The following is a 24,102-nucleotide window of genomic DNA, read 5'->3' on the forward strand; positions in this document are numbered from 1 at the left end:
AAGCAGCATAGCCAAAAGAAAATATAGCAGAACTGTAAAATATAAAAGAGGTTGTGCCAACGTTTTGACACAACCTCATTATTTTATAGATATATATTCAGATGAAAGCAGCCAAGGTAAATTTCACCCTTTGTATTATACAAAAAAAGACATTCATTGAAATCCCTTAAAATCTCTATCATAAAAAACCGTGAGTGCCTTTTATCTCACCCACGGTTCCATATATAATAATTCTTATACATCTTATTTAACTGTAACCTTCTTAGCTTTCCCCGTAGCCTTCTTCGGTTCTGCTGTTGCTTTCTTAACTGCAGTTTTCTTCGCAACAGGTTTTGATTTAGCAGCAGGGTCCTCTTTCACTACCGATTCTTTAGCAGTTGTAGCTTTTTTTGCTGCCGTTTTCTTTGCCGCTTCTACTTTTGCCTGTAATTTAGCCAATACCTTCTCCAATTCAGTAATTTCATCTCCCTGATTCTTAATGGTAGTTAACAAAGAATTTAATTCTTCACTGTCTACATCGATAGGATATAGTGCATCTACCCGTTTGATAAAGTCACCCAAAATATTCATATAGTTGGTGAAAGCATCATAAGGAGAATCATAGATACCACGGTTCAACCACATACCATTGTTTTTAGTTGTCATAAAACGGAAGTTATTGCTAGCCTGCAAATAATCCCAATCCTGTTTGATACGACGGTCATCACATAAATGAACACGTTCGGCTACACTATACAGTTTATTAAAAGCCTCGCGTTGCATGACATTACCCAACCAACAACTAGTATCTCTTTCTTCATCCACCCATGACATCGGATAGGCAACATCAAGCTGTGATACAGATTTCAACTTCGTCACGATTTCCGTCGGTGTAGAGAATGTGATTCCTTTAGCTTTTGCACATTCAGGCAGTGCCTTCATGAATTCAAGAATATTAGAAGATAACGGTTGAGCCATACCAAGTGCACTCAATTCCATGAAGATATTGATGACCTGTTCTTCTTGTGGCAATGCATCGATCCAATTAATATACTTATCAGCAAACAACGGATATTCCGCCCACTCCGAATTAGAAAAGCGCAAACTGATGTCGTCAGAGAGTTTGAAATCCCGCAACAAGAGCTTAAGACTTGGAGCTTGATTACAGTGATAAACATAATGCGGACTCTTCCACCCCAACACATGTTTAGCACCTTCCGTCAACATCCCCTTGAAGCCCATAGAAGCTACCAATCCACCAATTTCATCAGAATAAATCAGACTAGAGTTGCGGAACACTTTCGGTTCTTTGCCAAACATCTGTTTCATCTTATCACGTTGACGAAGTACTTCTTCACGGAAGCAATCCTCGTTAGCCAGTGAAGACAAACCATGCGAATAAGGTTCACATAAGAACTCACAACAACCAGTTTCATTTAACTGATGCAATAAATCAATGACTGCCGGAGCATGAATTTCCAATTGTTCCAAGGCTACTCCCGAGATAGAAAGTGCTACTTTAAAAGCACCACCCGAGTTTTTCGCCATCTCGATCAACGCATTGAGAGCAGGAATATACGAACGTTCAGCGACCTCATTCATACCCGTTTCGTTGGCATAATCATCATAATAATAATGGTCATTACCAATATCGAAGAAACGATAACGTTTCAAATGGATAATTTGATGTATTTCAAAATAAAGACAGATAGTTCTCATTTTATTTATTGTTTTGTTATTTACCATAGTTTCTTAACACAGACTCGTAGAGAGCACGGATTCTCAAGCCAACTTTTTCCCACGTAATCCCATCTACTTCCTTCTTTCCCTCTTCTTTGAGATATTCGAAAAGAGACGGATTGGTACACAGAGAATGGATAGCGTCAGCCATTGCATGAATATCCCAATAGTCAGTTTTTATCACCTTATCAAGAATCTCGCCACACCCAGACTGTTTAGAAATGATGGAAGGTGTTCCACACTGCATGGCTTCCAGCGGAGCGATACCGAAAGGTTCAGAGACAGACGGCATGACAAATACATCACTGTTCTTATAAACCTCATATACCTGTCTGCCTTTCATGAAGCCCGGGAAGTGGAATCGATCGGCAATACCACGTTCAGCAACCAAGTTAATCATGGCATTCAACATATCGCCTGACCCCGCCATTACAAAACGAATATTACGAGTACGCTGCAATACAAGCGCAGCAGCTTCTACAAAATATTCCGGTCCTTTCTGCATCGTAATACGTCCAAGGAAAGTGACCACCTTTTCTTTTGAGTGATCGGGACGTGGAATATCCAGCAGTTCCTGCGACAATGGATAAACAGCATTATGCATGGCAAATACCTTTCTGGGGTCCTGATGATACTCGTTAATAACAGTGCGACGAGTAAGCTCGGATACGCACATGATACAATCGGCATGATCCATACCATTCTTCTCAATCGAATAAACAGTAGGATTGACTTTGCCACGAGAACGGTCAAAATCCGTAGCATGCACATGGATGCAAAGCGGCTTTCCGCTAACCATTTTGGCATGTACTCCGGCAGGGTAAGTCAGCCAGTCATGCGCATGAATGATATCAAACTCCTGCTGACGGGCTACTACTCCGGCAATGATCGAGAAATTATTAATTTCTTCGTGCAAGTTCCCGGGATAACCACCAGCAAACTCCATACACCCCAAATCATTCACATGCATATAAGAAAAATCGGCATAAATATGATCGCGGAAAGAGTAATATTCTTCCGGTGTCATTTCCAACAAACGGGATTTCAAGTAGTCGTAGTTGACATCACGCCACACGATGGGTACTTGATTCATACCGATTATTTTCAAGAACTTTTCTTCTTCACCGCTCGGTTTAGGCATACAGAAAATCGTCTCCATATCACCTTGCAGACTCAATCCTTTAGTTATTCCATAAGAAGCAACCGCAAGACCACCATATATTTTGGGAGGGAATTCCCATCCAAACATTAAAACTTTCATCTTCGTTCCTCCTTTTTTAATAATACTTAGACAGTAGCTTTAAGACACGCAGTATTTCTGCTACATTCATCGCAAACGATACTGCGCCGCGTCCTTTGAAAGGCGGGTTCCCATCGAATAGCTCGGGAATGGAACCAACACAGTGGCTTGTCATTTCGTCATCATAACTAATCAGTTGGCGTTCAACGAATGACAATCCGCTCATCTTATAAATTCGAAGATAAGCTTCCAGATAGAATCCCATCAACCAAGGCCAAGCCGTTCCCTGATGATAAGCATAATCACGTTGTATCTGCGGACCTACATAGTTCGGATTATATCCGCCACTCTTCGGACTCAACGAACGAATTCCTTTCGGAGTGAGCAGCTCTTTGGTCACAATATCAAGCACCTGTTTCTTTTGTGCACGATCCAAAGGAGAATAATCAAACGCTACGGTAAATATCATGTTAGGACGTACACTCCAATCCATCATATTACCGTCTACATAATCAAGCAGATAACCATATTCGTTACGGAATACCTCGACAAAAGACTTTCCGGTTACTTCTGCCTGCGCATCAAGTTCATCCGCCAAGTATACGTCTCCTCCTTCGCGCACCAAATCAGCTATAAAACGCAACGCATTATACCACAACGCATTAAATTCAACAATATACCCCGTACGAGGAATCACCGGATGTCCGTTCACTGTAGAATTCATCCATGTAATCGCCTTATCCGTACCGTTGGCAAAAAGTAATCCATTATCATGCAAGAAAAGATTCTCATGTTTCCGCTGACGAATAAACTCCATTATATCTTTCAGAAGTTCTCCGTATTTCTGACGACATTGCTCACGGGAAGTTTCTTTTGCATATTGCTGCAAAGCCCAGACAGCCCAAAGCAAAACGTCAGGATGCTCCATTTCATAAATCTTGTAGCCTACTGGTTCTTCATTTATAAAATTGCGAATTGCCTTTTCCGCCGTTTTCATCACATCCTCAAACTGATCGACCTCATCGAGCGCAAGCGTCAGTCCCGGCAGGGCAATGAACATATCACGTGCACGACATTTAAACCACGGATAACCGGCAAGAATATAATGTTCGTCTTCCTGCTGGTTATGGAACTGATGAGCGGAATTCTTCAGACAATGGTAAAAGCTATCACGAGGGGTACGATCAAGCACTTCAGCCTCAAATGTTTGTTTCAATCTACGGGGAGTCACTTCTGAAGTTCCGGCAGAGAATACGATGCTCTCCCCCTTCTTTATATCCACCTCAAAATAACCGGGAACATAAAGGTCTTCATTGAAGTCATACCCACGCTCTTGTTCTTTCGGGTATTCAATACCCCGATACCAGTCAGGCATGAAATGAAACTCACACTTTTTATTCAACTGCATATATAGTTCCGGATATCCGGGATACATACAGGTTTTAATACCATTTTCCACAAGTTGATACTCGCGGTTTGCCTGCGCATTTTCATGTGTGTACTCACGTACACTCCTGAAAGCAAGGAACGGGCGGAAGCGCAAAGTCGTAGCCGAATGCGCATCCAGCAAAGTATAACGAATCAGGATTCTATTTTCATGATGTACAAAGATTTTTTCTTTGCGGAGGATAACACCTCCGACACGGTAAGTTGTTGCCGGGATATGCTCACAATCAAACTCGCGGATATACTTGTGTCCGTTAGGACTAAAGTTGTTTCCCTGATATTTGTGCAATCCCAAGTTAAACTCCGCACCGTGTTGAATTACCGTTTCATCAAGAGAAGATAGCAGCACATGATTTTCATCGTCGATATTGGGAACTGGAATTACCAACAGGCCGTGATATTTGCGTGTGTTACAATCAACAATCGTCGTACAATGATAAGCTCCTGCTTTGTTCGTCCGGAGGATTTCTCTTTGAAGAGACTCTTCCAGATTCGTCATGAGGGTCTTGTCAAATCGTAAATAACTCATAGTTGTGCATTATTAAAGGTTAATTTATTGGTCATTATATCATATATCTATTTATTGTTACATACCGCATATATAGGCTGTAGCATCATATACAACGGGTATAACGCCCAAATGTACAAATTATAGATAAAAACAAAAATAAAAAGGCTTTTTATTTTCAGATTTTGTGCAAATATTCGTAGTATTGCGTAAAATATCTAAAGAAAAGAATGTCATGAAGCAAGATATTCAGCGTATCATGCTGGCTGCAGCAAAGCCTTTGTTTCTTATTTTTATTCTCTATATACTCAAGATTATGGAAGTCGGAATGGACTGGGACTTCTCTCGCTTGGGGGTATATCCTATGGAGAAACGGGGGCTGGTAGGTATTTTAACTCACCCATTGATACACAGCGGATTTAGTCATTTACTGACAAATACAATTCCTTTATTTTTCTTGTCATGGTGTCTTTTTTACTTTTACCGGGGGATAGCAGGTAAGATTTTTATCCTAATCTGGTTCGGAGGCGGACTACTTACTTTCCTGATTGGAAAACCGGGATGGCACATTGGTGCCAGCGGATTAATTTACGGACTTGCCTTCTTTCTCTTTTTCAGTGGTATTCTCCGCAAATATGTTCCACTCATTGCCATCTCTTTACTTGTCACCTTTTTATATGGAGGGATTATATGGCATATGTTTCCTTATTTCTCCCCCACCAATATGTCGTGGGAAGGACATCTTAGCGGAGGAATTATGGGAACACTCTGTGCTTTCGTTTTCGTAAATCACGGACCGCAACGCCCGGAACCTTTTGCGGACGAAATGGAAGAGGAAGAAAATACAGAAGAAGAAACAACAGCAGCAGCAGAAGAAGAAGAAACGTTATAAATGCCAACTCGTGCCACCACATTGGCACACTTGTGACATCAAAGTGGCACGATTGCGACAAAGACATGTCACAGTTGTGCCAACACGATGGCACATCCGATACAATAGCTTTCAATTTAATAAGAAAATCAAGACCGATGCAACGCCTCAATCAATAACGTTATATTGGCTGTAAACAACCTCACAGAAATAGCTAATAAGATGATACCAAAGAATTTACGAATAATATAGATGCCTCCTTTTCCCAGGAAACGTTCTACACGACCGGTCATACTCACTACAAAGTAAACCCAGATCATATTCAAGACTAAAGCTATAATGATATTAACACTGGCATATTCTGCCCGAAGAGAAAGCAAAGTGGTGAAAGCTCCGGCACCTGCCAACAGAGGAAAGACAAGCGGCACCAAAGTTGCTTCTTTGATAGGACCCTGGTTCTTGAAAATCTCAATATCCAGAATCATCTCCAAAGACATAAGGAAAATGACAAATGCACCGGCTACTGCAAACGATTCAATATCTACATGAAAGAGTTTCAGCATCATATCTCCCGCATAGAAAAATCCGATCAGCAAAGCAAAAGAGATGACAGTAGCTTTCATTGCATTCACATCTTTCCCTTTTTCTTTCAGGTTAATTATAATAGGTATAGAGCCGATAATATCTATCACGGCAAAAAGTACGATAAACGCACTAATCATCTGCTGCCAATTGAAGCCTGCGAACATAATTCCCTCCTTTTTTTCTGCAAATATACTCTATTTTTATGCATTCAAACAATAAAAAAAACAAAAAGAACGGTCAGATGTTGACAGCAGTATTGTATTATGAGTAAATTTGTACGATTAACAAGAGATTACAACATATGGAAACAATGTTCGACACTTTGCTCCAATTGCCTTTATTTCAAGGTCTTTGTCATGAAGATTTCACAAGTATTCTGGATAAGGTCAAGCTACACTTTATCAAGCATAAAGTGGGAGAAACTATCATAGAGAGTGGTAGTCCGTGTAAACAACTCTGCTTCCTATTAAAAGGAGAGGTTTCTATCGTCACAAGTTCCAAAGAAAATATATACACCGTCATCGAACAGATGGAAGCACCTTATCTGCTGGAACCACAGTCGTTGTTTGGCATGAATACCCATTACACTTCTGCTTATGTGGCACATACGGAAGCGCATACCGTCAGTATCAGCAAAGCATTCGTACTTAGCGACCTGTTCAAATATGAAATATTCCGGCTGAACTATATGAACATCGTAAGTAACCGGGCACAAAATCTTTACTCACGTTTATGGGAAGAGCCGACACAGGATTTAAGAGAGAAAATCATTCGCTTTTTCCTGTTACATTGTGAAAAGGCGCAGGGAGAAAAGATATTCAAAGTAAAAATGGACGACCTTGCCCGCTACTTAGATGATACCCGGTTGAATACATCGAAAGCACTCAACGAGCTACAAGACAAAGGATTATTAGAGTTACGCCGGAAAGAGATTCTTATTCCGGACGCACAAAAGCTGGTAAGCGAGTAGATACGGACTGAGCAATCAAAAAAAAACTATCCATCATAAAAATAGCCTCAACGGAAATTCCTGTTGAGGCTATTTTTATGATGGATAATGTTATTATTCCCATTCAATGGTTGCTGGCGGCTTGGAACTGATATCATAGGTTACACGGTTCACTCCTTTCACCTTATTAATAATATCATTCGATACCTTACCCATAAATTCATAAGGTAAATGTGCCCAGTCGGCTGTCATAGCATCTGTAGATGTCACAGCACGCAAAGCAACCGCTCTTTCATAAGTACGTTCATCTCCCATTACGCCCACAGACTGTACCGGCAACAAGATAACTCCTGCCTGCCATACTTTATCATACAATCCCCAGTCACGCAATCCCTGGATGAAGATATCGTCAGCATCCTGCAGAATACGTACTTTTTCAGGAGTAATATCTCCCAAAATACGCACTGCCAATCCCGGTCCCGGGAACGGATGACGAGTAATCAGATGCTCCGGCATACCCAGCTCACGACCTACCCGGCGCACCTCATCCTTAAATAACAAACGAAGCGGTTCACACAACTTCAGATTCATCTTTTCAGGAAGACCGCCTACATTATGATGGCTCTTTATCACTGTACCCGTAATAGACAATGACTCAATACAATCCGGATAAATGGTACCCTGCGCCAGCCATTTCACGTCTTTTATCTTGTGAGCCTCCACATCAAATACATCGATGAAGCCCTTACCTATAATCTTACGCTTACTTTCCGGTTCAGCCACACCAGCCAGTTCTGCGAAGAACTTTGCGCTGGCATCAACACCAATCACATTCAGACCGAGACACTCGTAATCCTTCATCACATTCTTGAACTCATTCTTACGTAGCATACCGTGATCTACAAAGATACAAGTCAAGTTCTTACCGATAGCCTTGTTTAACAACACTGCTGCAACTGAAGAATCAACTCCGCCACTCAAACCGAGAACGACTTTATCATCCCCCAACTGCGCTTTCAGCTCGGCAACCGTACTTTCAATGAAAGAAGCCGGCGACCAGTCTTGTTTGCAACCACAAACATCTACCACAAAGTTCTTCAGGATTTGAGTTCCGTCTTCACTATGGAATACTTCCGGATGGAATTGAACACCCCACACTTGCTCACCTTCTACCTGATAAGCAGCAATCTCTACTTTATCTGTTGAAGCTATTTTCTTGAAATTATCAGGAATAGCAGTAATCGTATCTCCATGACTCATCCATACCTGCGATCCATCACGTACACCTTTAAATAGCACATTATCTTTGCAGAAAGAAGTCAAGTGAGCACGTCCATATTCGCGTGTTCCGGCTGGTTCCACTTTCCCGCCATTGGTGTATGACATAAATTGTGCACCATAACAAATACCCAATATCGGATATTTACCACGAATTTCACTCAAATCTACTTTGAAAGCATCTTTATCGTAAACCGAGAAAGGACTTCCGGAGAGAATGACTCCTTTAATAGTAGGGTCTTCTTTAGGAAATTTGTTATAAGGAACAATTTCACAATACGTATCCAATTCACGTACACGACGGCCTATAAGCTGTGTTGTCTGCGAACCGAAATCAAGAATTATTATTTTTTCCTGCATATCAATGGTTGGATTTTGAATAAATTGAGTTGCAAAAGTAGAAAAAAGTACGCAATCTATATTAATAATGAAGAGAAAAATAAAGGAGATTCACAAGTTTATACTTGGAATCTCCTTTATTTTAATTAGAATCAACTATTCTTTTCTTTCAGCAAATCGCGTATCTCCGTCAACAAGACTTCTTCCTTCGTTGGTGCAGGAGGAGCCGGAGGAGTAGCTGGCACTTCTGCCTGTTTTTTAGTTGTCAGTTTCGTAATCAACCGTATAAATAAGAATATAGCAAAAGCAATAATCAGAAAATCAAAAGTGGCTTGCAGAAACTGACCATAATCCAATGTCACGGCCGGAGCTATCTCCTTACCGTCAGCACCGATCTCTGCCGCTTTCATCACCCATTTCAAATCCGTAAAGTTCACACCGCCAACCAGTAAACCAATCGGAGGCATAATAACATTAGCAACCAATGATGATACGATTTTTCCAAACGCACCACCAATAACTACACCGACAGCCATGTCTATGACGTTACCTTTCATAGCAAACGCCTTAAAGTCCTGTAAAAATGTGCTCTTTCCCATCTTTTTTCAATATTTAATGTGAATTTAATATGCGAATATAAAAACATTTTTGTAATTTTGCACCGCATTTGAAAATAAAACAAGTGCGCAGGTCGAGAGATATTTGAACAAATATTATAAAACCCTTAAAAGTTTAAACAAAATGATTAAAGTAGGTATTAATGGATTCGGACGTATCGGACGTTTCGTTTTCCGCGCTGCAATGGAGAGAAACGATATTCAAATCGTAGGTATCAATGACCTTTGCCCGGTTGATTACTTGGCTTACATGCTGAAGTATGACACGATGCACGGACAGTTCAACGGTACTATCGAAGCAGATGTTGAAAACAGCAAACTGATCGTTAACGGTCAAGCTATCCGTATCACAGCTGAAAGAAATCCGGCTGACTTGAAATGGAATGAAGTAGGTGCAGAATACGTTGTTGAATCTACAGGTTTGTTCTTGAGCAAAGACAAAGCTCAGGCTCACATCGAAGCTGGTGCAAAATATGTTGTAATGTCAGCTCCTTCTAAAGATGACACTCCGATGTTCGTTTGCGGTGTAAACGAAAAAACATATGTAAAAGGTACTCAATTCGTATCTAACGCTTCTTGTACTACTAACTGTTTGGCTCCTATCGCTAAAGTATTGAACGACAAGTTCGGTATCCTTGACGGTTTGATGACTACAGTTCACTCTACAACTGCTACTCAGAAAACAGTTGACGGTCCTTCTATGAAAGACTGGAGAGGTGGTCGTGCTGCTTCTGGCAACATCATCCCTTCTTCTACTGGTGCTGCTAAGGCTGTAGGTAAAGTAATCCCTGCATTGAACGGCAAATTGACTGGTATGTCTATGCGTGTTCCGACTTTGGACGTATCTGTAGTTGACTTGACAGTTAACTTGGCTAAACCGGCTACTTACGCTGAAATTTGCGCTGCAATGAAAGAAGCTTCTGAAGGCGAATTGAAAGGTATCCTGGGTTACACTGAAGATGCAGTAGTTTCTTCTGACTTCCTGGGTGACGCTCGTACTTCTATCTTCGACGCTAAAGCAGGTATCGCTTTGACTGATACTTTCGTTAAAGTTGTATCTTGGTATGACAACGAAATCGGTTACTCTAACAAAGTTCTTGACTTGATCGCTCACATGGCATCAGTTAACGCTTAATTAGAAGCCTGAACAATATAGAAACCGCTGCGGGAAACCGTAGCGGTTTTTTTATACATTTCATTTTATATATTGTTAAAAAGCAACGTGTTATCCGTTGAATAAGCTACAATTTTAGTAGCTTTGTAACTCTATGGAGAGATTATTAATAACATTGATACTAGTTTGCACTATGAACAATATAACAAATGCCCAGAATCCTTTCTACGGGCAATACCATACGCCGCACGAAACCGTGCCGTTTGACCGGATTGAAACTGAACATTATGAGCCTGCTATCCTCGAAGGAATCAAGCTACAAAATGCTGAAATAGAGGCCATCATACAGAATCCGGAAAAGGCTGATTTTACCAATACGATAGAAGCTTTCGAAGAGTCAGGGGAATTACTGGACAAAGTAGTTGCCGTCTTCGGTAATATGTTGAGCGCAGAAACGAATGACGATCTACAAGAACTCGCTCAAAAGATTATGCCGTTGCTTAGTGAACACAGCAATAATATCACACTGAACAAAAAGCTATTCGCACGTGTGAAGGAAGTGTATAACCAAAAAGAGACTTTGCAACTAACACAGGAACAAAAACAGTTACTGGAAAATGCATATAACAGTTTTATTCGTCATGGCTCCAATTTAGAAGGAGAAGCACGAGAAGAATACCGTCGTCTGACTACCGAATTGAGTAAATTGACGCTTACCTTCAGTGAAAACAACCTGAAAGAGACGAATGCTTATCAAATGCTGTTAACGAAAAAAGAGAGCCTCGCCGGACTACCTGAAATTATCATAGAAGCAGCTGCAGAAACGGCCAAGAACGAAGAAAAAGAAGGATGGGCATTCACACTTCACGCTCCGAGCTATATTCCTTTCATGACGTATTCTGACAATCGGGATTTACGTCAAAAACTCTATATGGCTTATAATACCAAATGTACACACGATAACGAATTCAATAATATCGACATCGTAAAAAAGATAGCCAATACACGCATGAAAATAGCCCAGTTACTGGGATACAAAGATTATGCGGAATATACGCTAAAGAAAAGAATGGCTGAAAACAGCAAGTCGGTATACAAGCTGCTCAACCAACTGCTGGAAGCATACACTCCTACTGCACAACAAGAATATAAAGAGATACAAGAACTGGCTCGCGAAGAACAGGGAGCTGATTTCGTTGTCATGCCTTGGGACTGGAGTTATTATTCAAATAAACTAAAGGACAAAAAATTCAATATTAACGAAGAAATGCTCCGCCCTTACTTCGAACTGGAACAAGTGAAGAAAGGGGTGTTTGGCTTGGCAGAAAAGTTATATGGAATCACTTTCCGGAAAAATACAGAAATTCCGGTTTACCATAAAGAGGTAGAAGCCTTTGAAGTGTTTGATAAAGACGGTAAATTTTTAGCCGTCTTATACACCGATTTCCATCCGCGTCCGGGAAAGCGGGCCGGAGCCTGGATGACGAGTTATAAGGACCAATGGATAGATAAAAAGACCGGTAAAAACAGCCGCCCTCATGTATCCGTTGTGATGAACTTCACCAAACCAACCGAGAATAAGCCCGCTTTATTGACTTTCAATGAAGTAGAAACATTCTTGCATGAGTTCGGGCATAGTCTGCACGGTATGTTTGCCAATTCTACTTACAGGAGTTTAAGTGGAACCAATGTATATTGGGATTTCGTGGAGCTTCCCTCGCAAATTATGGAAAATTTCGCCATAGAGAAAGATTTCCTCAATACCTTTGCCCGCCATTATCAGACGGGAGAAGTATTGCCGGATGAATTGATAAAACGCCTTGTAGATGCATCAAACTTCAATGTTGCGTATGCTTGTCTACGACAAATAAGTTTCGGTTTACTTGATATGGCATGGTATACGCACAACACTCCTTTTGAAGGAGATGTGAAAGCTTATGAACAAGAAGCCTGGAAGGATGCGCAAATATTGCCGGTAGTACAAGAAGCTTGTATGAGTACGCAATTCTCCCACATCTTTGCCGGTGGATATGCCGCCGGATACTATAGCTACAAATGGGCGGAAGTATTGGATGCCGACGCATTTTCATTATTCAAGCAAAAAGGGATATTCAATCAGGAAGTGGCAGACTCATTCCGCAATAATATTCTGTCGAAAGGAGGAACGGAACATCCGATGATACTTTATAAACGTTTCCGCGGACAGGAACCGAGCATTGATGCTTTGCTAATCAGAAATGGGATAAAGAAATAAGTATTAAGTTATTAGATATTAAATATGAAGAGAAGTATATTTCAAATAGTAGGATTGCTTTTATTGCTTCCTTTATTTTCAGGATGTAATGATTCGGACGATGTAGCTGCTATCTTTACAGGAAAAACCTGGAAACTAAATTATATCACAGTAGATGGAGGTCATGAGATGTTTGGCTTTTGGGAGAATGAAGAACAAGAGAAAGCAAGTATTAAAGAGCTTAATAAAAACGGTACATATAATATTGTATTTGATGGCACAGTAGATGGAGATGTTATTAACGGAAATATAAAAGGAACTGTAATTGCAACCAGTACTTTTGAAGGAAAATGGAATGCCAACGCCAAAAACAATAGCTTCAAAGCTACAGTTACCACTGCAGGTAGTTATGGCGACGACAAACTCGCCAAAAATTTTATAGAGGGGCTTAATGCAGCTACATCTTACGAAGGAGATAGTAATAACTTATACCTTTTATACAAACCGGCATCCGGTAAACAAACTTTCCGTATGGTTTTCCGGGTAGTAAGCAGTAAATAGTAAACAACATGGACACTGAAAAGAAACAATTAGAACTTGACAAACGTTATATACGTATGGCCAGTATATGGGCTGAAAATTCCTATTGTCAACGCCGTAAAGTAGGAGCTTTAATCGTTAAGGATAAAATGATTATCTCCGACGGATATAATGGAACACCTTCCGGATTCGAGAATGTATGTGAAGATGAAAACAACCTGACAAAACCATACGTTCTGCATGCGGAAGCCAATGCCATTACCAAAATAGCGCGTTCAAATAACAGTAGCGACGGTGCTACCATGTACGTCACCGCCTCTCCTTGCATCGAATGTGCAAAGTTAATCATACAGGCAGGAATCAAACGGGTAGTTTATTCCGAGCATTATCGCCTGGAAGATGGAATAGAGTTATTAAAACGGGCGGGAATCGAAGTTATCTACACAGAGTTAGATGATAATTCCTCTCCAAATAAATAAGAAGACGAACGTTTTAAAAAAGGAATAGACATGAGTACAAAAAACTCTTCACGTTTTACACCTGTCATCATAGCAGTCAGTGTGGTAGTCGGGATTCTTATCGGTACATTTTATGCCAAGCATTTTGCCGGCAACCGTTTGGGTATCATTAATGGTTCCTCCAATAAGCTAAACGCTTTGTTACGCATTGTAGACGATCAATATGTCGACACCGTAAACATGGCCGATTTGGTAGAAAAAGCCATGCCGCAAATTCTAGCCGAACTGGATCCGCATTCAACTTATATCCCAGCCCAAAATCTCGAAGAAGTCAACTCTGAACTGGAAGGCAGCTTCAGCGGAATTGGCATCCAGTTTACCATACAGAATGACACCATTCATGTCAATGCTGTTGTTCAGGGAGGTCCTTCTGAAAAGATAGGATTAATGGCGGGCGACCGCATTGTTACTGTAGATGATAGCATGTTTGTCGGCAAGAAAGTAACGAACGAACGGGCTATGCGCACCTTGAAAGGTCCGAAAGGCTCACAGGTAAAATTGGGAATCAAACGAACAGGAGAAAAGGACTTATTACACTTCAACATCACACGTGGAGACATTCCTCAAAATACCGTAGATGCTGCTTACATGGTAAACGACGATATCGGTTATGTGAAAGTCAGCAAATTCGGACGTACCAGCCATGTGGAATTGCTTAATGCATTAGCACAACTCAACCACAAAAAATGCAAAGGTCTAATCATTGACCTGCGCGGTAATACCGGAGGATATATGGAAGCTGCTATCCGCATGGTAAATGAATTCTTGCCTGAAGGTAAGTTGATCGTATATACTCAAGGCCGTAAATATCCACGTGCAGAAGAATTTGCCAACGGTACGGGTAGTTGTCAGAAAATGCCGCTCGTTGTATTGATTGACGAAGGATCTGCTTCCGCCAGTGAAATTTTCACCGGAGCTATTCAAGATAACGACCGGGGTACAGTTGTAGGACGCCGTTCTTTCGGTAAGGGACTTGTGCAACAGCCTATCGATTTCAGTGACGGATCGGCTATCCGCCTGACAATCGCCCGCTACTACACCCCATCCGGACGTTGCATCCAACGCCCATACGAAAGCGGTAAAGACCGTAACTACGAGCTGGATTTATACACCCGTTACGAACATGGAGAATTTTTCTCACGTGATAGTATCAAACAGAATGAGAGCGAACGTTATAATACCAGCTTGGGACGTACTGTGTATGGCGGCGGTGGTATCATGCCGGATATATTCGTACCGCAGGATACAACGGGAGTCACTTCTTATCTATCGACAGTTATTAACCGGGGACTGACTATTCAGTTCACATTCCAATACACCGACAATAACCGGAAGAAGTTAAGCCAATACGAAACTGAGGAAGAATTACTAAACTATCTTCGTCATCAAGGTTTGGTGGAACAGTTTGTCCGTTTTGCCGACAGTAAAGGAGTGAAAAGAAGAAATATCCTCATTCAGAAATCATACAAACTATTGGAAAAGAACCTCTTTGGCAACATCATCTACAATATGCTTGGACTGGAAGCCTATCTCCAATACTTCAACAAGACAGATGCTACTGTCATTAAAGGTATTGAGATACTTGAAAAAGGAGAAGCTTTCCCCAAAGCTCCGGTAACCGTTGAAGAAGAAGTGACGAAGGATAAAAAAGATGGAAAGAAAAAAAGAACTGCGCAAGCATATAGCATTACTGAAGGCCCAACACGCGGATTCAACTATGCGAAAACTGCAATCAGCTAATATACTTGCCGCCCTTGAAGCCCATCCGGCTTTCAGGGCGGCAAATACTGTATTACTATACCATTCGCTGAATGACGAAGTAGATACACATGCCTTTATTCAAAAATGGAGTAGCGAAAAACGGATTCTACTCCCTGTAGTAGTAGGCGATGATTTAGAACTACGGATATACACCGGGCCGGAAGACATGTCAATCAGCGGCATCTACGGTATAGCAGAACCAACCGGAGAAATATTCACAGACTATGCAGCCATAGAGTTCATCGTCGTTCCCGGAGTAGCTTTCGATGCTAAAGGTAACCGTTTGGGGCGGGGAAAAGGATATTATGACCGTCTCCTGCCACGCATACCATCAGCCTATAAAGCAGGAATCTGTTTCCCATTTCAATTAGTAGAAGAAGTTCCGGCGGAATCATTCGACATCCGCATGGATATAATCATAACAATCAATGAAGACGAATTATCACACCCACACCACCCGCTGCCATCATGCGACAGGGAGTGACGAAGAATTTGTTTTAAGTGCCATCAAAGGCGGCTATCAAGAATTAGGCTTTTCTGACCACACTCCGTGGAAATATCACACTGATTATATATCCGACATCCGGATGCTTCCCGAAGAGTTACCGGGATATGTGGAAAGTATCCGTTCGCTGCAAGAGAAATATAAAAATCAAATCAGCATAAAAATAGGATTGGAATGTGAATACTTTCCTGAATACATACACTGGTTAAAAGGAATCATCAAAGAATATAAACTGGACTATATCATCTTTGGAAATCACCATTTTCACACAGATGAGAAGTTCCCCTACTTCGGCCGGAATACAGATTCGGTAGACATGCTCGAACTCTATGAAGAGAGTGTTATTGAAGGAATGGAAAGCGGACTATTTGCCTACCTTGCCCATCCGGATTTATTTATACGTTCTTACCCCGAGTTCGATCGTCATTGTAAGCTAGTCAGCAGACATATCTGCCGGACGGCAGTACGGTTAAACTTACCGTTGGAATATAATATCGGATATGAAGAGTACAATGATATTCATGGTATTACTACCATTCCTCATCCGGATTTCTGGAAAATAGCCGCCCATGAAGGTTGCACCGCTATCATCGGCGTAGACGCCCATAACAATCAATATTTGGAAAACCCTTTTTATTACAACCGTGCAACCGAAACATTCCGGAAGCTAGGTATAAAGGTTATAGACAGAATATCTTTCTTCAACGAAAAATAATATTTGTAATTACGGTAGCTCCGACTCTCTGATTCAGCGTGCGCACCAATACCTCACGCCCCATCATCAATTCCTGACGAAGAGCTGCGGAAGTCAGATGCACATATAATGTCTGATTACGAATATAAAGATTGCTGGTATAAGCCGCCGCCGGTCCCAAGATTTGAGGCCAGGCATCCAGCAGTCTTTGTTCGTTCAGCGGAGATTCCAAACTCTCCTGACGAAGAAACTGTTGAATCAGTTTTCCTATTTGTTCGGCATCATTGCGCTTCATTATTAGCCTCCGTTTCTTGAATTGTGCCCTCTTCTACACGAAATATTTTATAATCGCTGCCTACCTTATGTAAAATACGGTCGAGATGTCCCCGGTTCGTGTCCGTTATAAATATCTGCCCGAAATTGTCTCCAGCCACCAGCTTCACTATTTGCTCTACACGGGAAGCATCCAACTTATCGAAAATATCATCTAATAATAATAAAGGAACAGTCCGGCCGGTACGCTTCAAGAAATCAAACTGCGCCAGTTTCAATGCTACCAGATACGTTTTGTTCTGTCCCTGCGAACCTTCTTTCTTTATCGGGAATTCACCCAACAACATATTCAACTCATCTTTATGAATCCCACGCAAAGAGAATCCCATTATCTTATCCCTCTCCCTGCTTTGCTTCAACACTTCCAACAAAGAAGCATCCCGCGCATGAGACTCATAAGATAATCCCACCACCTCTTTATCCTGCGAGATAAAGGAATAGAAAGATTGGAAAATAGGAATAAACTCCCGGATAAACGCTTCACGTTTCTGGAATACGATTGCACCGGCTTGCGCCATCATCTCCTCCCATACAAGAAACAGCTCCTCCTCCACCGGAAACTCACTCTTCAACAATGTGTTACGCTGCGCCAATGCTTTATTATACCGTATCAGCGCTTCAAGATATTCCTTATCATACTGCGAAATCACTACATCCATAAACCGACGACGCTCCTCACTTCCCCCGGCTATCAATTCGGAATCGGCAGGTGAAACCATCACCAAAGGCAGAAAACCGATGTGGTCCGAAAAACGGCTATATTCTTTCTTATTCCGCTTAAATTGTTTCTTCGAACGACGTTTCATCCCACAATAAATCTCTTCAGGAGTTCCGTCCTCCGCTTCATAAAAGCCCTGAATCACGAAAAAATCTTGTTCATGACGAATATTTTGAGAATCAATCGGGTTTCCGGAGCTCTTACAGAAAGACAAGAAATACACCGCATCCAGCAAATTCGTCTTTCCCATTCCATTCAGTCCGAAAAAACAATTCAGCTTAGCAGAGAATCCCAGTTCTACCTCTTCCAGATTCTTATAGTTTAATATGGATATTCGTTTCAGTATCATTGTGTACACGTTAATTTGTTCACAAAAGTAGCAAGATTTTCGTGGTTTTCGGGTGTAAAACAAAAAAAGATGCTTCTAAATTTCGTTTGTAGATATAAAAAAACTACTTTTGCGAGTCGAAATATCAAACTGTGAATAATAACAAAAAGAATCATATAAAATGGCAGAACAAAAGAATCAGAACGAACATCTGAACGTAGAAGATGCACTGACACAATCGGAAGCATTTCTTATCAAGTACAAAAACGCAATTATTGGCAGTGTTGTTGCTGTGATTATTATTGTAGCAGGTTTTATCATGTACAAAAACCTCTATGCTGAACCACGTGAAGAAAAAGCACAGGCAGCTCTTTTCAAAGGACAGGAATACTTTGAACAGGATGCTTTTGAACAGGCTTTGAACGGTGACAGCATCGGTTATACAGGTTTCCTAAAAGTTGCTGATGACTACAGCGGAACAAAAGCTGCCAATTTGGCAAAAGCTTATGCTGGTATTTGCTACGCACAACTTGGCAAATATGAAGAAGCAGTGAAGATGCTGGACAGCTTCAATGGAAAAGACCAAATGGTTGCTCCGGCAATTTTGGGTGCTGCAGGTAACTGCTACGCACAACTTGGCCAATTAGACAAAGCGGCTTCTACTTTATTGTCGGCAGCAGACAAAGCTGACAACAACACATTAAGCCCGATCTTCCTGATACAAGCTGGTGAAATCCTGGTAAAACAGGGAAAATATGACGATGCTGTAAACGCTTACACTAAGATCAAGGATAAATATTTCCAATCTTATCAGGCTATGGACATCGACAAATATATCGAGCAAGCTAAATTGATGAAAAAATAATATACCATCTATTATATAAGGAAATCGAGGCACGGATTACACCGGATTAAGCGGACTATCTATTAAAACCGTGGAATCCGTGAAATCCGTGCCTTTCTTCTTAAATCTCTCATACTCTCAAATCTTCATTTTATAATTCTCAACTTTTAATTAACTATGGCAACAGCTTACCATAACTTATCCGAATATGATTTCAATTCCGTTCCGAATGCAGAAGCAATGAAATTTGGTATCGTCGTATCCGAATGGAATTTCAATATTACCGGTGCTTTACTGAAAGGCGCAGTCGATACATTAAAAAAACATGGAGCAAAAGACGAAAATATTCTGGTGAAAACTGTACCGGGAAGTTTCGAACTTACTTTTGGAGCCAACCAAATGATGGAAAATTGCGATCTTGATGCAATTATTGCAATTGGTTGCGTAATTAAAGGAGATACCCCACATTTTGATTATGTTTGCATGGGAGCAACCCAAGGAATTACCGAATTAAACGCAACTGGCGATATACCAGTTATTTACGGATTAATTACCACAAATACAATGGAGCAAGCAGAGGATCGTGCCGGTGGCAAACTGGGTAACAAAGGAGATGAATGTGCAATTACTGCAATAAAAATGATCGATTTTGTTTGGAGTTTAAATAAATAGTTGTATCTTTGCACCGCAATTGAGAAACAAACCTCCTCAAAAGCAAAAAAGGGCAAATACCAGAGTGGCCAAATGGGGCAGACTGTAAATCTGCTGTCTTTCGACTTCGGTGGTTCGAATCCATCTTTGCCCACAAAAATTGCGGAAGTAGCTCAGTTGATAGAGCATTAGCCTTCCAAGCTGAGGGTCGCGGGTTTGAGCCCCGTCTTCCGCTCTCCAAAGAGAATCTGAGAAATTAGATTCTCTTTTTTTGTTTTATTTTAGACCGCTAAGCTTATGAAAAATTCTCCGGTACAATCGCATGTACTCCGACTAGCACATCCCCCTATCCCCACTGTCCACATCGGGATTATAGGACTGGGCAATCGAGGATTGCTCACCTTACAACGTTATCTGCAAATTGAAGGAGTAGAAATCAAAGCTCTTTGTGAAATAAGAGAAGGAAATCTAAGTAAGGCCCAACAACTATTAAAAGAAGCCGACCGTTCCGAAGCCACCGGATATACCGGAGTGGAGGGATGGAAGAAGATGTGCGAATCGGATGAAGTAGATTTAATATTCATCTGCACCGACTGGTTAATGCATACTCCAATGGCAACTTTCGCAATGGAATGCAATAAACATGTAGCTATTGAAGTTCCGGCTGCTATGAGCGTGGAAGAATGTTGGCAATTGGTAGACACTGCAGAAAAAACCAGGCGACACTGCATCATGCTCGAAAATTGTTGTTATGATCCCTTTGCACTAATGATTCTCAACATGGCCCAACGAGGATTGTTCGGAGAAATCATGCATGTAGAAGGAGCCTACATTCACGATCTTCGTTCAATGTACTTTGCCGAAGAGAGCGAAGGCGGCTATCACAACCATTGGGGAAAAAGATACAGCATCGAACATACAGGCAATCCTTATCCCACTCATGGGTTGGGCCCCGCCTGCCAGATACTGGATATTCATCGCAGTGACAGAATGGAATATCTCGTGTCCATGTCTACTCATCAGGCAGGAATGAGCGAGTATGCCCGCAGACTATTCGGCGAATATTCACCGGAAGCCCACCAGAAATATCAATTGGGAGACGTAAACACCACTCTTATCCACACGCTCAAAGGGAAGACAATCATGCTTCAATACGACATATCCACCCCACGTCCTTACAGCCGCCTTCAAACAGTATGCGGCACACTGGGATTCGCCCAAAAATACCCTGTCCCCTGTATCGCCCTAGATCCTAATGGAGACACTCCACTTGAAGGAGAACTGCTAGAAAAAATGATGGCACGCTATAAACATCCTTTTAGCGCAACCATTGGCGAAGAAGCACATCGCAGAGGCCTACCCAATGAAATGAATTATGTTATGGATTACCGCCTTATTCATTGTCTGCGCAACGGGCTTCCACTGGATATGGATGTATACGATGCAGCCGAATGGTCGTGTATCACAGAACTAAGTGAAAAATCTGTACTGAATAAGAGCATGGCAGTAGAAATACCGGATTTCACCAGGGGAGCCTGGAAAAAATACAAATACTAGGTTCTATCAGAAGTACAGACGAAGTAGGTAGTTTACCCCAACAGGAGCAGTAAACGTTAAGCAATTCTAAAAAGGTGACTTCTTTTTAGGAAGAGCCTTTTTATGGCATGTCTTTTATATGTATTTGACATCACATAAGCCTACACAAAATCAGGTAGAAAAAGTCAGACTCATCTTTTACCTCATAATAGAAACTTTTATGATGAAAATATCGATTATAAATATAAATAGTTGGCTAATTAATTACTATTTTTGACACGTAAATGAAAAACATCGAATAACCCCTATTAAAAACTTTAAAATATGATGAAGAAACTATTTACAGTCACGGCTATCGGCTTGGCTTTGTTAACTTGGCACACCAGTTGTACTCTACAACCAAAGGCTCCCGAAGCCTTTACTCCTATCAAAGTAGAAACTCCTGCCCGCCCTGCCGGACAAGAAGATGTAATCCAACTCGTTACTCCTAAAATTGATACCGTTCGTGTCGGTTTCATCGGATTAGGAATGCGTGGTCCTGGTGCCGTGGCACGCTGGACCCATATCCCGGGAACTAAGATTGTAGCATTATGCGACCTGCTTCCCGAACGTGTTGAAAAATCACAAGAAATTTTGAAGAATGCCGGACTTCCTGAAGCTGCTTCTTACAGTGGCTCGGAAGAGGCATGGAAGCAACTTTGTGAACGGGACGATATTGATCTGGTATACATAGCCACCGACTGGAAACATCATGCAGCAATGGGTGTTTATGCCATGGAACACGGTAAGCATGTAGCTATCGAAGTTCCTGCCGCCATGACACTGGATGAAATCTGGCAGCTAATCAATACTTCCGAAAAGACACGTAAGCATTGTATGCAGCTCGAAAACTGCGTATATGACTTCTTTGAACTGACTTCTTTAAATATGGCACAACAAGGCGTATTCGGAGAAGTACTTCATGTAGAAGGTTCATATATCCATAATCTGGAAGATTTCTGGCCTGAATACTGGAATAACTGGCGAATGGATTATAATCATCTACACCGCGGTGATGTATATGCTACCCATGGCATGGGCCCTGCTTGTCAGGTACTTAATATCCACCGTGGTGACCGCATGAAAACATTGGTATCGATGGATACGAAAGCTGTCAACGGACCGGCTTATATTAAGAAACAAACAGGAGAAGAGGTGACTGACTTCCAGAATGGTGACCAGACTTCTACCCTGATTCGCACAGAGAACGGTAAAACAATGTTGATTCAGCACAACGTAATGACTCCACGCCCATACAGCCGTATGTATCAGATAGTGGGAGCCGATGGTTACGCAAGCAAATATCCGATTGAAGAATATTGCCTGCGACCTTCACAAGTTGATTCAAAAGATGTGCCTAATCATGAGAATCTGAATGCACATGGTTCTGTACCTGAAAACGTAAAAAAAGCCTTGATGGATAAATATAAAGATCCTATTCATATAGAGTTGGAAGAAACAGCCAAGAAAGTAGGTGGACATGGTGGTATGGACTTTATCATGGACTACCGTCTGGCATATTGCTTGCAGAATGGACTGCCATTGGATATGGACGTTTATGACCTGGCAGAATGGTGTTGCATGGCTGAACTTACCAGACTTTCTATCGAGAACAATTCAGCTCCGGTAGAAGTACCCGACTTCACTCGCGGCGGATGGAATAAAGTACAAGGCTACCGTCACGCTTTTGCAAAATAAAACAGCATATTTCCTTTTAGCACGAGCATAATGAACCAATCCGGCTTCTCCTCTAAAGCCGGATTATTCATGGGTTCGTGTTTGAACATTTTATAGATTATCATAATCACGTTTATGAAAACAGCTATTCCAAAGCCTTCTAAGCAAAGCATTATCCGTGAAGCCAGAGATTATGTAATGATTGCCATCGGCATGATTTTGTATGGTATCGGTTGGACCGTTTTTCTGTTGCCTAACGATATCACCACCGGGGGAGTACCGGGTATTGCTTCTATCGTATATTGGGCCACAGGTTTTCCGGTACAATATACGTACTTCAGCATCAACTTCTTCTTGCTACTACTGGCCCTCAAGTTGCTGGGACTAAAGTTTTGCATCAAAACTATTTTTGGTGTATTTACCCTCACCTTCTTTCTGTCCGTCATTCAAAAATTGACGGCAGGTTTCGGGCTTCTCCACGACCAGCCCTTTATGGCATGTGTCATCGGAGCATCCTTCTGTGGAGGCGGCATAGGTGTTGCTTTTTCGGCTAATGGAAGTACGGGAGGTACAGATATTATTGCAGCCATCATCAACAAATACCGGGACATCACATTAGGAAGAGTCGTGCTCATCTGCGATATGATTATCATTTCTTCCAGTTATTTTGTCTTAAAAGACTGGGAAAAAGTGGTGTATGGGTTTGTAACTCTTTATATTTGTAGTTTCGTTCTCGACCAGGTAGTGAATAGCGCCCGCCAATCCGTACAGTTTTTTATCATATCTAACAAATATGAAGAAATTGGACGGCATATTAACGAATATCCGCACCGGGGAGTAACGATTATCAATGCAACCGGCTTTTATACAGGACGAGAAGTAAAGATGATGTTTGTATTAGCCAAGAAAAGGGAATCGCCTATCATCTTCCGGTTGATAAAAGACATAGACCCGAATGCATTTGTATCGCAGAGTGCTGTCATTGGAGTATATGGAGAAGGATTCGATCATATCAAAGTAAAATAAAAAAGAAATGAAAAACCAATATTGAGAAACATG

22 protein-coding genes and 2 tRNA genes are annotated in these 24,102 nt (G+C 41.4%); 16 read left to right on the forward strand and 8 right to left on the reverse strand.

All coding sequences use genetic code 11. From position 1 onward, the window contains the following. Positions 1-243: 243 nt before the first annotated feature. The 3 genes from AB5217_RS05895 to AB5217_RS05905 are packed head-to-tail and all read right to left on the reverse strand — an operon-like array spanning position 244 to position 4,934. Positions 244-1,698: a glycoside hydrolase family 57 protein gene (locus AB5217_RS05895; RefSeq protein ID WP_032843102.1), complete on the reverse strand. Its 1,455-nt coding sequence runs from the start codon at positions 1,696-1,698 to the stop codon at positions 244-246. Between the two features lie 16 nt (positions 1,699-1,714). Then, the gene (locus AB5217_RS05900; RefSeq protein ID WP_004309013.1) at positions 1,715-2,980 is read right to left on the reverse strand and encodes a glycosyltransferase family 4 protein; all 1,266 of its coding nucleotides are present in this window, start codon (positions 2,978-2,980) and stop codon (positions 1,715-1,717) included. Between the two features lie 16 nt (positions 2,981-2,996). After that, positions 2,997-4,934, reverse strand: a complete 1,938-nt coding sequence (locus AB5217_RS05905) for a glycogen debranching enzyme N-terminal domain-containing protein (RefSeq protein WP_032843100.1) — start codon at positions 4,932-4,934, stop codon at positions 2,997-2,999. A gap of 214 nt (positions 4,935-5,148) precedes the next feature. On the opposite strand from AB5217_RS05905, the gene AB5217_RS05910 reads away from it, so the two are divergent. Beyond that, positions 5,149-5,805, forward strand: a complete 657-nt coding sequence (locus AB5217_RS05910; RefSeq protein ID WP_032843106.1) for a rhomboid family intramembrane serine protease — start codon at positions 5,149-5,151, stop codon at positions 5,803-5,805. Positions 5,806-5,933: 128 nt separating this feature from the next. On the opposite strand, the gene AB5217_RS05915 is transcribed toward AB5217_RS05910, so the two are convergent. Next, complete coding sequence (locus AB5217_RS05915; RefSeq protein ID WP_004301781.1) at positions 5,934-6,533, reverse strand: MarC family protein; 600 nt, start codon at positions 6,531-6,533, stop codon at positions 5,934-5,936. Positions 6,534-6,670: 137 nt separating this feature from the next. On the opposite strand from AB5217_RS05915, the gene AB5217_RS05920 reads away from it, so the two are divergent. Next, on the forward strand, positions 6,671-7,339 hold the full coding sequence (locus AB5217_RS05920) for a Crp/Fnr family transcriptional regulator (RefSeq protein WP_004304586.1): 669 nt from the start codon (positions 6,671-6,673) through the stop codon (positions 7,337-7,339). Positions 7,340-7,432: 93 nt separating this feature from the next. Here the strand turns inward: AB5217_RS05920 and guaA are convergent, their stop codons facing one another. Next, the gene (gene guaA, locus AB5217_RS05925) at positions 7,433-8,956 is read right to left on the reverse strand and encodes a glutamine-hydrolyzing GMP synthase (protein WP_004304584.1); all 1,524 of its coding nucleotides are present in this window, start codon (positions 8,954-8,956) and stop codon (positions 7,433-7,435) included. 131 nt (positions 8,957-9,087) lie between these two features. Further along, positions 9,088-9,534, reverse strand: coding sequence for a large-conductance mechanosensitive channel protein MscL (gene mscL, locus AB5217_RS05930; RefSeq protein ID WP_004301777.1), 447 nt, complete (start codon positions 9,532-9,534; stop codon positions 9,088-9,090). Positions 9,535-9,676: 142 nt separating this feature from the next. On the opposite strand from mscL, the gene gap reads away from it, so the two are divergent. From gap to AB5217_RS05965, 7 genes are all read left to right on the forward strand, one after another. Then, a complete protein-coding gene (gap, locus tag AB5217_RS05935; RefSeq protein WP_004301776.1) occupies positions 9,677-10,687 on the forward strand; it encodes a type I glyceraldehyde-3-phosphate dehydrogenase in 1,011 nt (336 codons plus the stop codon). A gap of 172 nt (positions 10,688-10,859) precedes the next feature. Further along, positions 10,860-12,920 carry a M3 family metallopeptidase gene (locus tag AB5217_RS05940; RefSeq protein ID WP_032854618.1) on the forward strand — a complete coding sequence of 687 codons (2,061 nt, stop codon included), beginning with the start codon at positions 10,860-10,862 and terminating at the stop codon, positions 12,918-12,920. 24 nt (positions 12,921-12,944) lie between these two features. Further along, on the forward strand, positions 12,945-13,460 hold the full coding sequence (locus AB5217_RS05945) for a DUF4847 family protein (protein ID WP_004301774.1): 516 nt from the start codon (positions 12,945-12,947) through the stop codon (positions 13,458-13,460). A gap of 8 nt (positions 13,461-13,468) precedes the next feature. Continuing rightward, positions 13,469-13,918 carry a dCMP deaminase family protein gene (locus AB5217_RS05950; protein ID WP_004301773.1) on the forward strand — a complete coding sequence of 150 codons (450 nt, stop codon included), beginning with the start codon at positions 13,469-13,471 and terminating at the stop codon, positions 13,916-13,918. Between the two features lie 30 nt (positions 13,919-13,948). Continuing rightward, positions 13,949-15,697, forward strand: coding sequence for a S41 family peptidase (locus AB5217_RS05955; protein ID WP_032843098.1), 1,749 nt, complete (start codon positions 13,949-13,951; stop codon positions 15,695-15,697). Further along, a complete protein-coding gene (locus tag AB5217_RS05960) occupies positions 15,675-16,202 on the forward strand; it encodes a 5-formyltetrahydrofolate cyclo-ligase (RefSeq protein WP_004301771.1) in 528 nt (175 codons plus the stop codon). Before AB5217_RS05955 ends, AB5217_RS05960 begins: the two co-directional genes overlap by 23 nt. Beyond that, on the forward strand, positions 16,147-16,938 hold the full coding sequence (locus tag AB5217_RS05965) for a histidinol-phosphatase (RefSeq protein WP_368112664.1): 792 nt from the start codon (positions 16,147-16,149) through the stop codon (positions 16,936-16,938). The genes AB5217_RS05960 and AB5217_RS05965 overlap by 56 nt, the downstream gene beginning before the upstream one ends. Here the strand turns inward: AB5217_RS05965 and AB5217_RS05970 are convergent. Both AB5217_RS05970 and recF read right to left on the reverse strand, forming a co-directional pair. Next, positions 16,925-17,212, reverse strand: coding sequence for a DUF721 domain-containing protein (locus tag AB5217_RS05970; protein ID WP_004301769.1), 288 nt, complete (start codon positions 17,210-17,212; stop codon positions 16,925-16,927). The genes AB5217_RS05965 and AB5217_RS05970 overlap by 14 nt on opposite strands. Next, the gene (gene recF / locus AB5217_RS05975; protein WP_032843094.1) at positions 17,199-18,317 is read right to left on the reverse strand and encodes a DNA replication/repair protein RecF; all 1,119 of its coding nucleotides are present in this window, start codon (positions 18,315-18,317) and stop codon (positions 17,199-17,201) included. Before recF ends, AB5217_RS05970 begins: the two co-directional genes overlap by 14 nt. Positions 18,318-18,477: 160 nt before the next feature. Between recF and AB5217_RS05980 the strand changes: the two genes are divergently transcribed. From AB5217_RS05980 to AB5217_RS06010, 7 genes are all read left to right on the forward strand, one after another. After that, positions 18,478-19,161: a tetratricopeptide repeat protein gene (locus tag AB5217_RS05980; RefSeq protein ID WP_004320891.1), complete on the forward strand. Its 684-nt coding sequence runs from the start codon at positions 18,478-18,480 to the stop codon at positions 19,159-19,161. Between the two features lie 156 nt (positions 19,162-19,317). After that, entirely contained in the window at positions 19,318-19,812 is a 495-nt protein-coding gene (gene ribH, locus AB5217_RS05985) for a 6,7-dimethyl-8-ribityllumazine synthase (protein WP_004301766.1), read from the forward strand. 50 nt (positions 19,813-19,862) lie between these two features. Continuing rightward, positions 19,863-19,945, forward strand: a tRNA-Tyr gene (locus AB5217_RS05990). Between the two features lie 8 nt (positions 19,946-19,953). Further along, positions 19,954-20,026, forward strand: a tRNA-Gly gene (locus tag AB5217_RS05995). A 62-nt stretch (positions 20,027-20,088) separates the two neighbouring features. Beyond that, a complete protein-coding gene (locus AB5217_RS06000; protein ID WP_004320892.1) occupies positions 20,089-21,348 on the forward strand; it encodes a Gfo/Idh/MocA family protein in 1,260 nt (419 codons plus the stop codon). Positions 21,349-21,654: 306 nt separating this feature from the next. Beyond that, a complete protein-coding gene (locus AB5217_RS06005; protein ID WP_004304575.1) occupies positions 21,655-23,064 on the forward strand; it encodes a Gfo/Idh/MocA family protein in 1,410 nt (469 codons plus the stop codon). Positions 23,065-23,178: 114 nt separating this feature from the next. Further along, a complete protein-coding gene (locus AB5217_RS06010) occupies positions 23,179-24,069 on the forward strand; it encodes a YitT family protein (protein ID WP_004301761.1) in 891 nt (296 codons plus the stop codon). The last annotated feature ends 33 nt before the right edge of the window (positions 24,070-24,102 follow it).

Origin of the sequence: Bacteroides sp. MSSM.1001136sp1_RTP21357st2_D2_RTP21359_211015 (assembly GCF_040913205.1) — a bacterium.
Lineage (GTDB): Bacteria > Bacteroidota > Bacteroidia > Bacteroidales > Bacteroidaceae > Bacteroides > Bacteroides ovatus.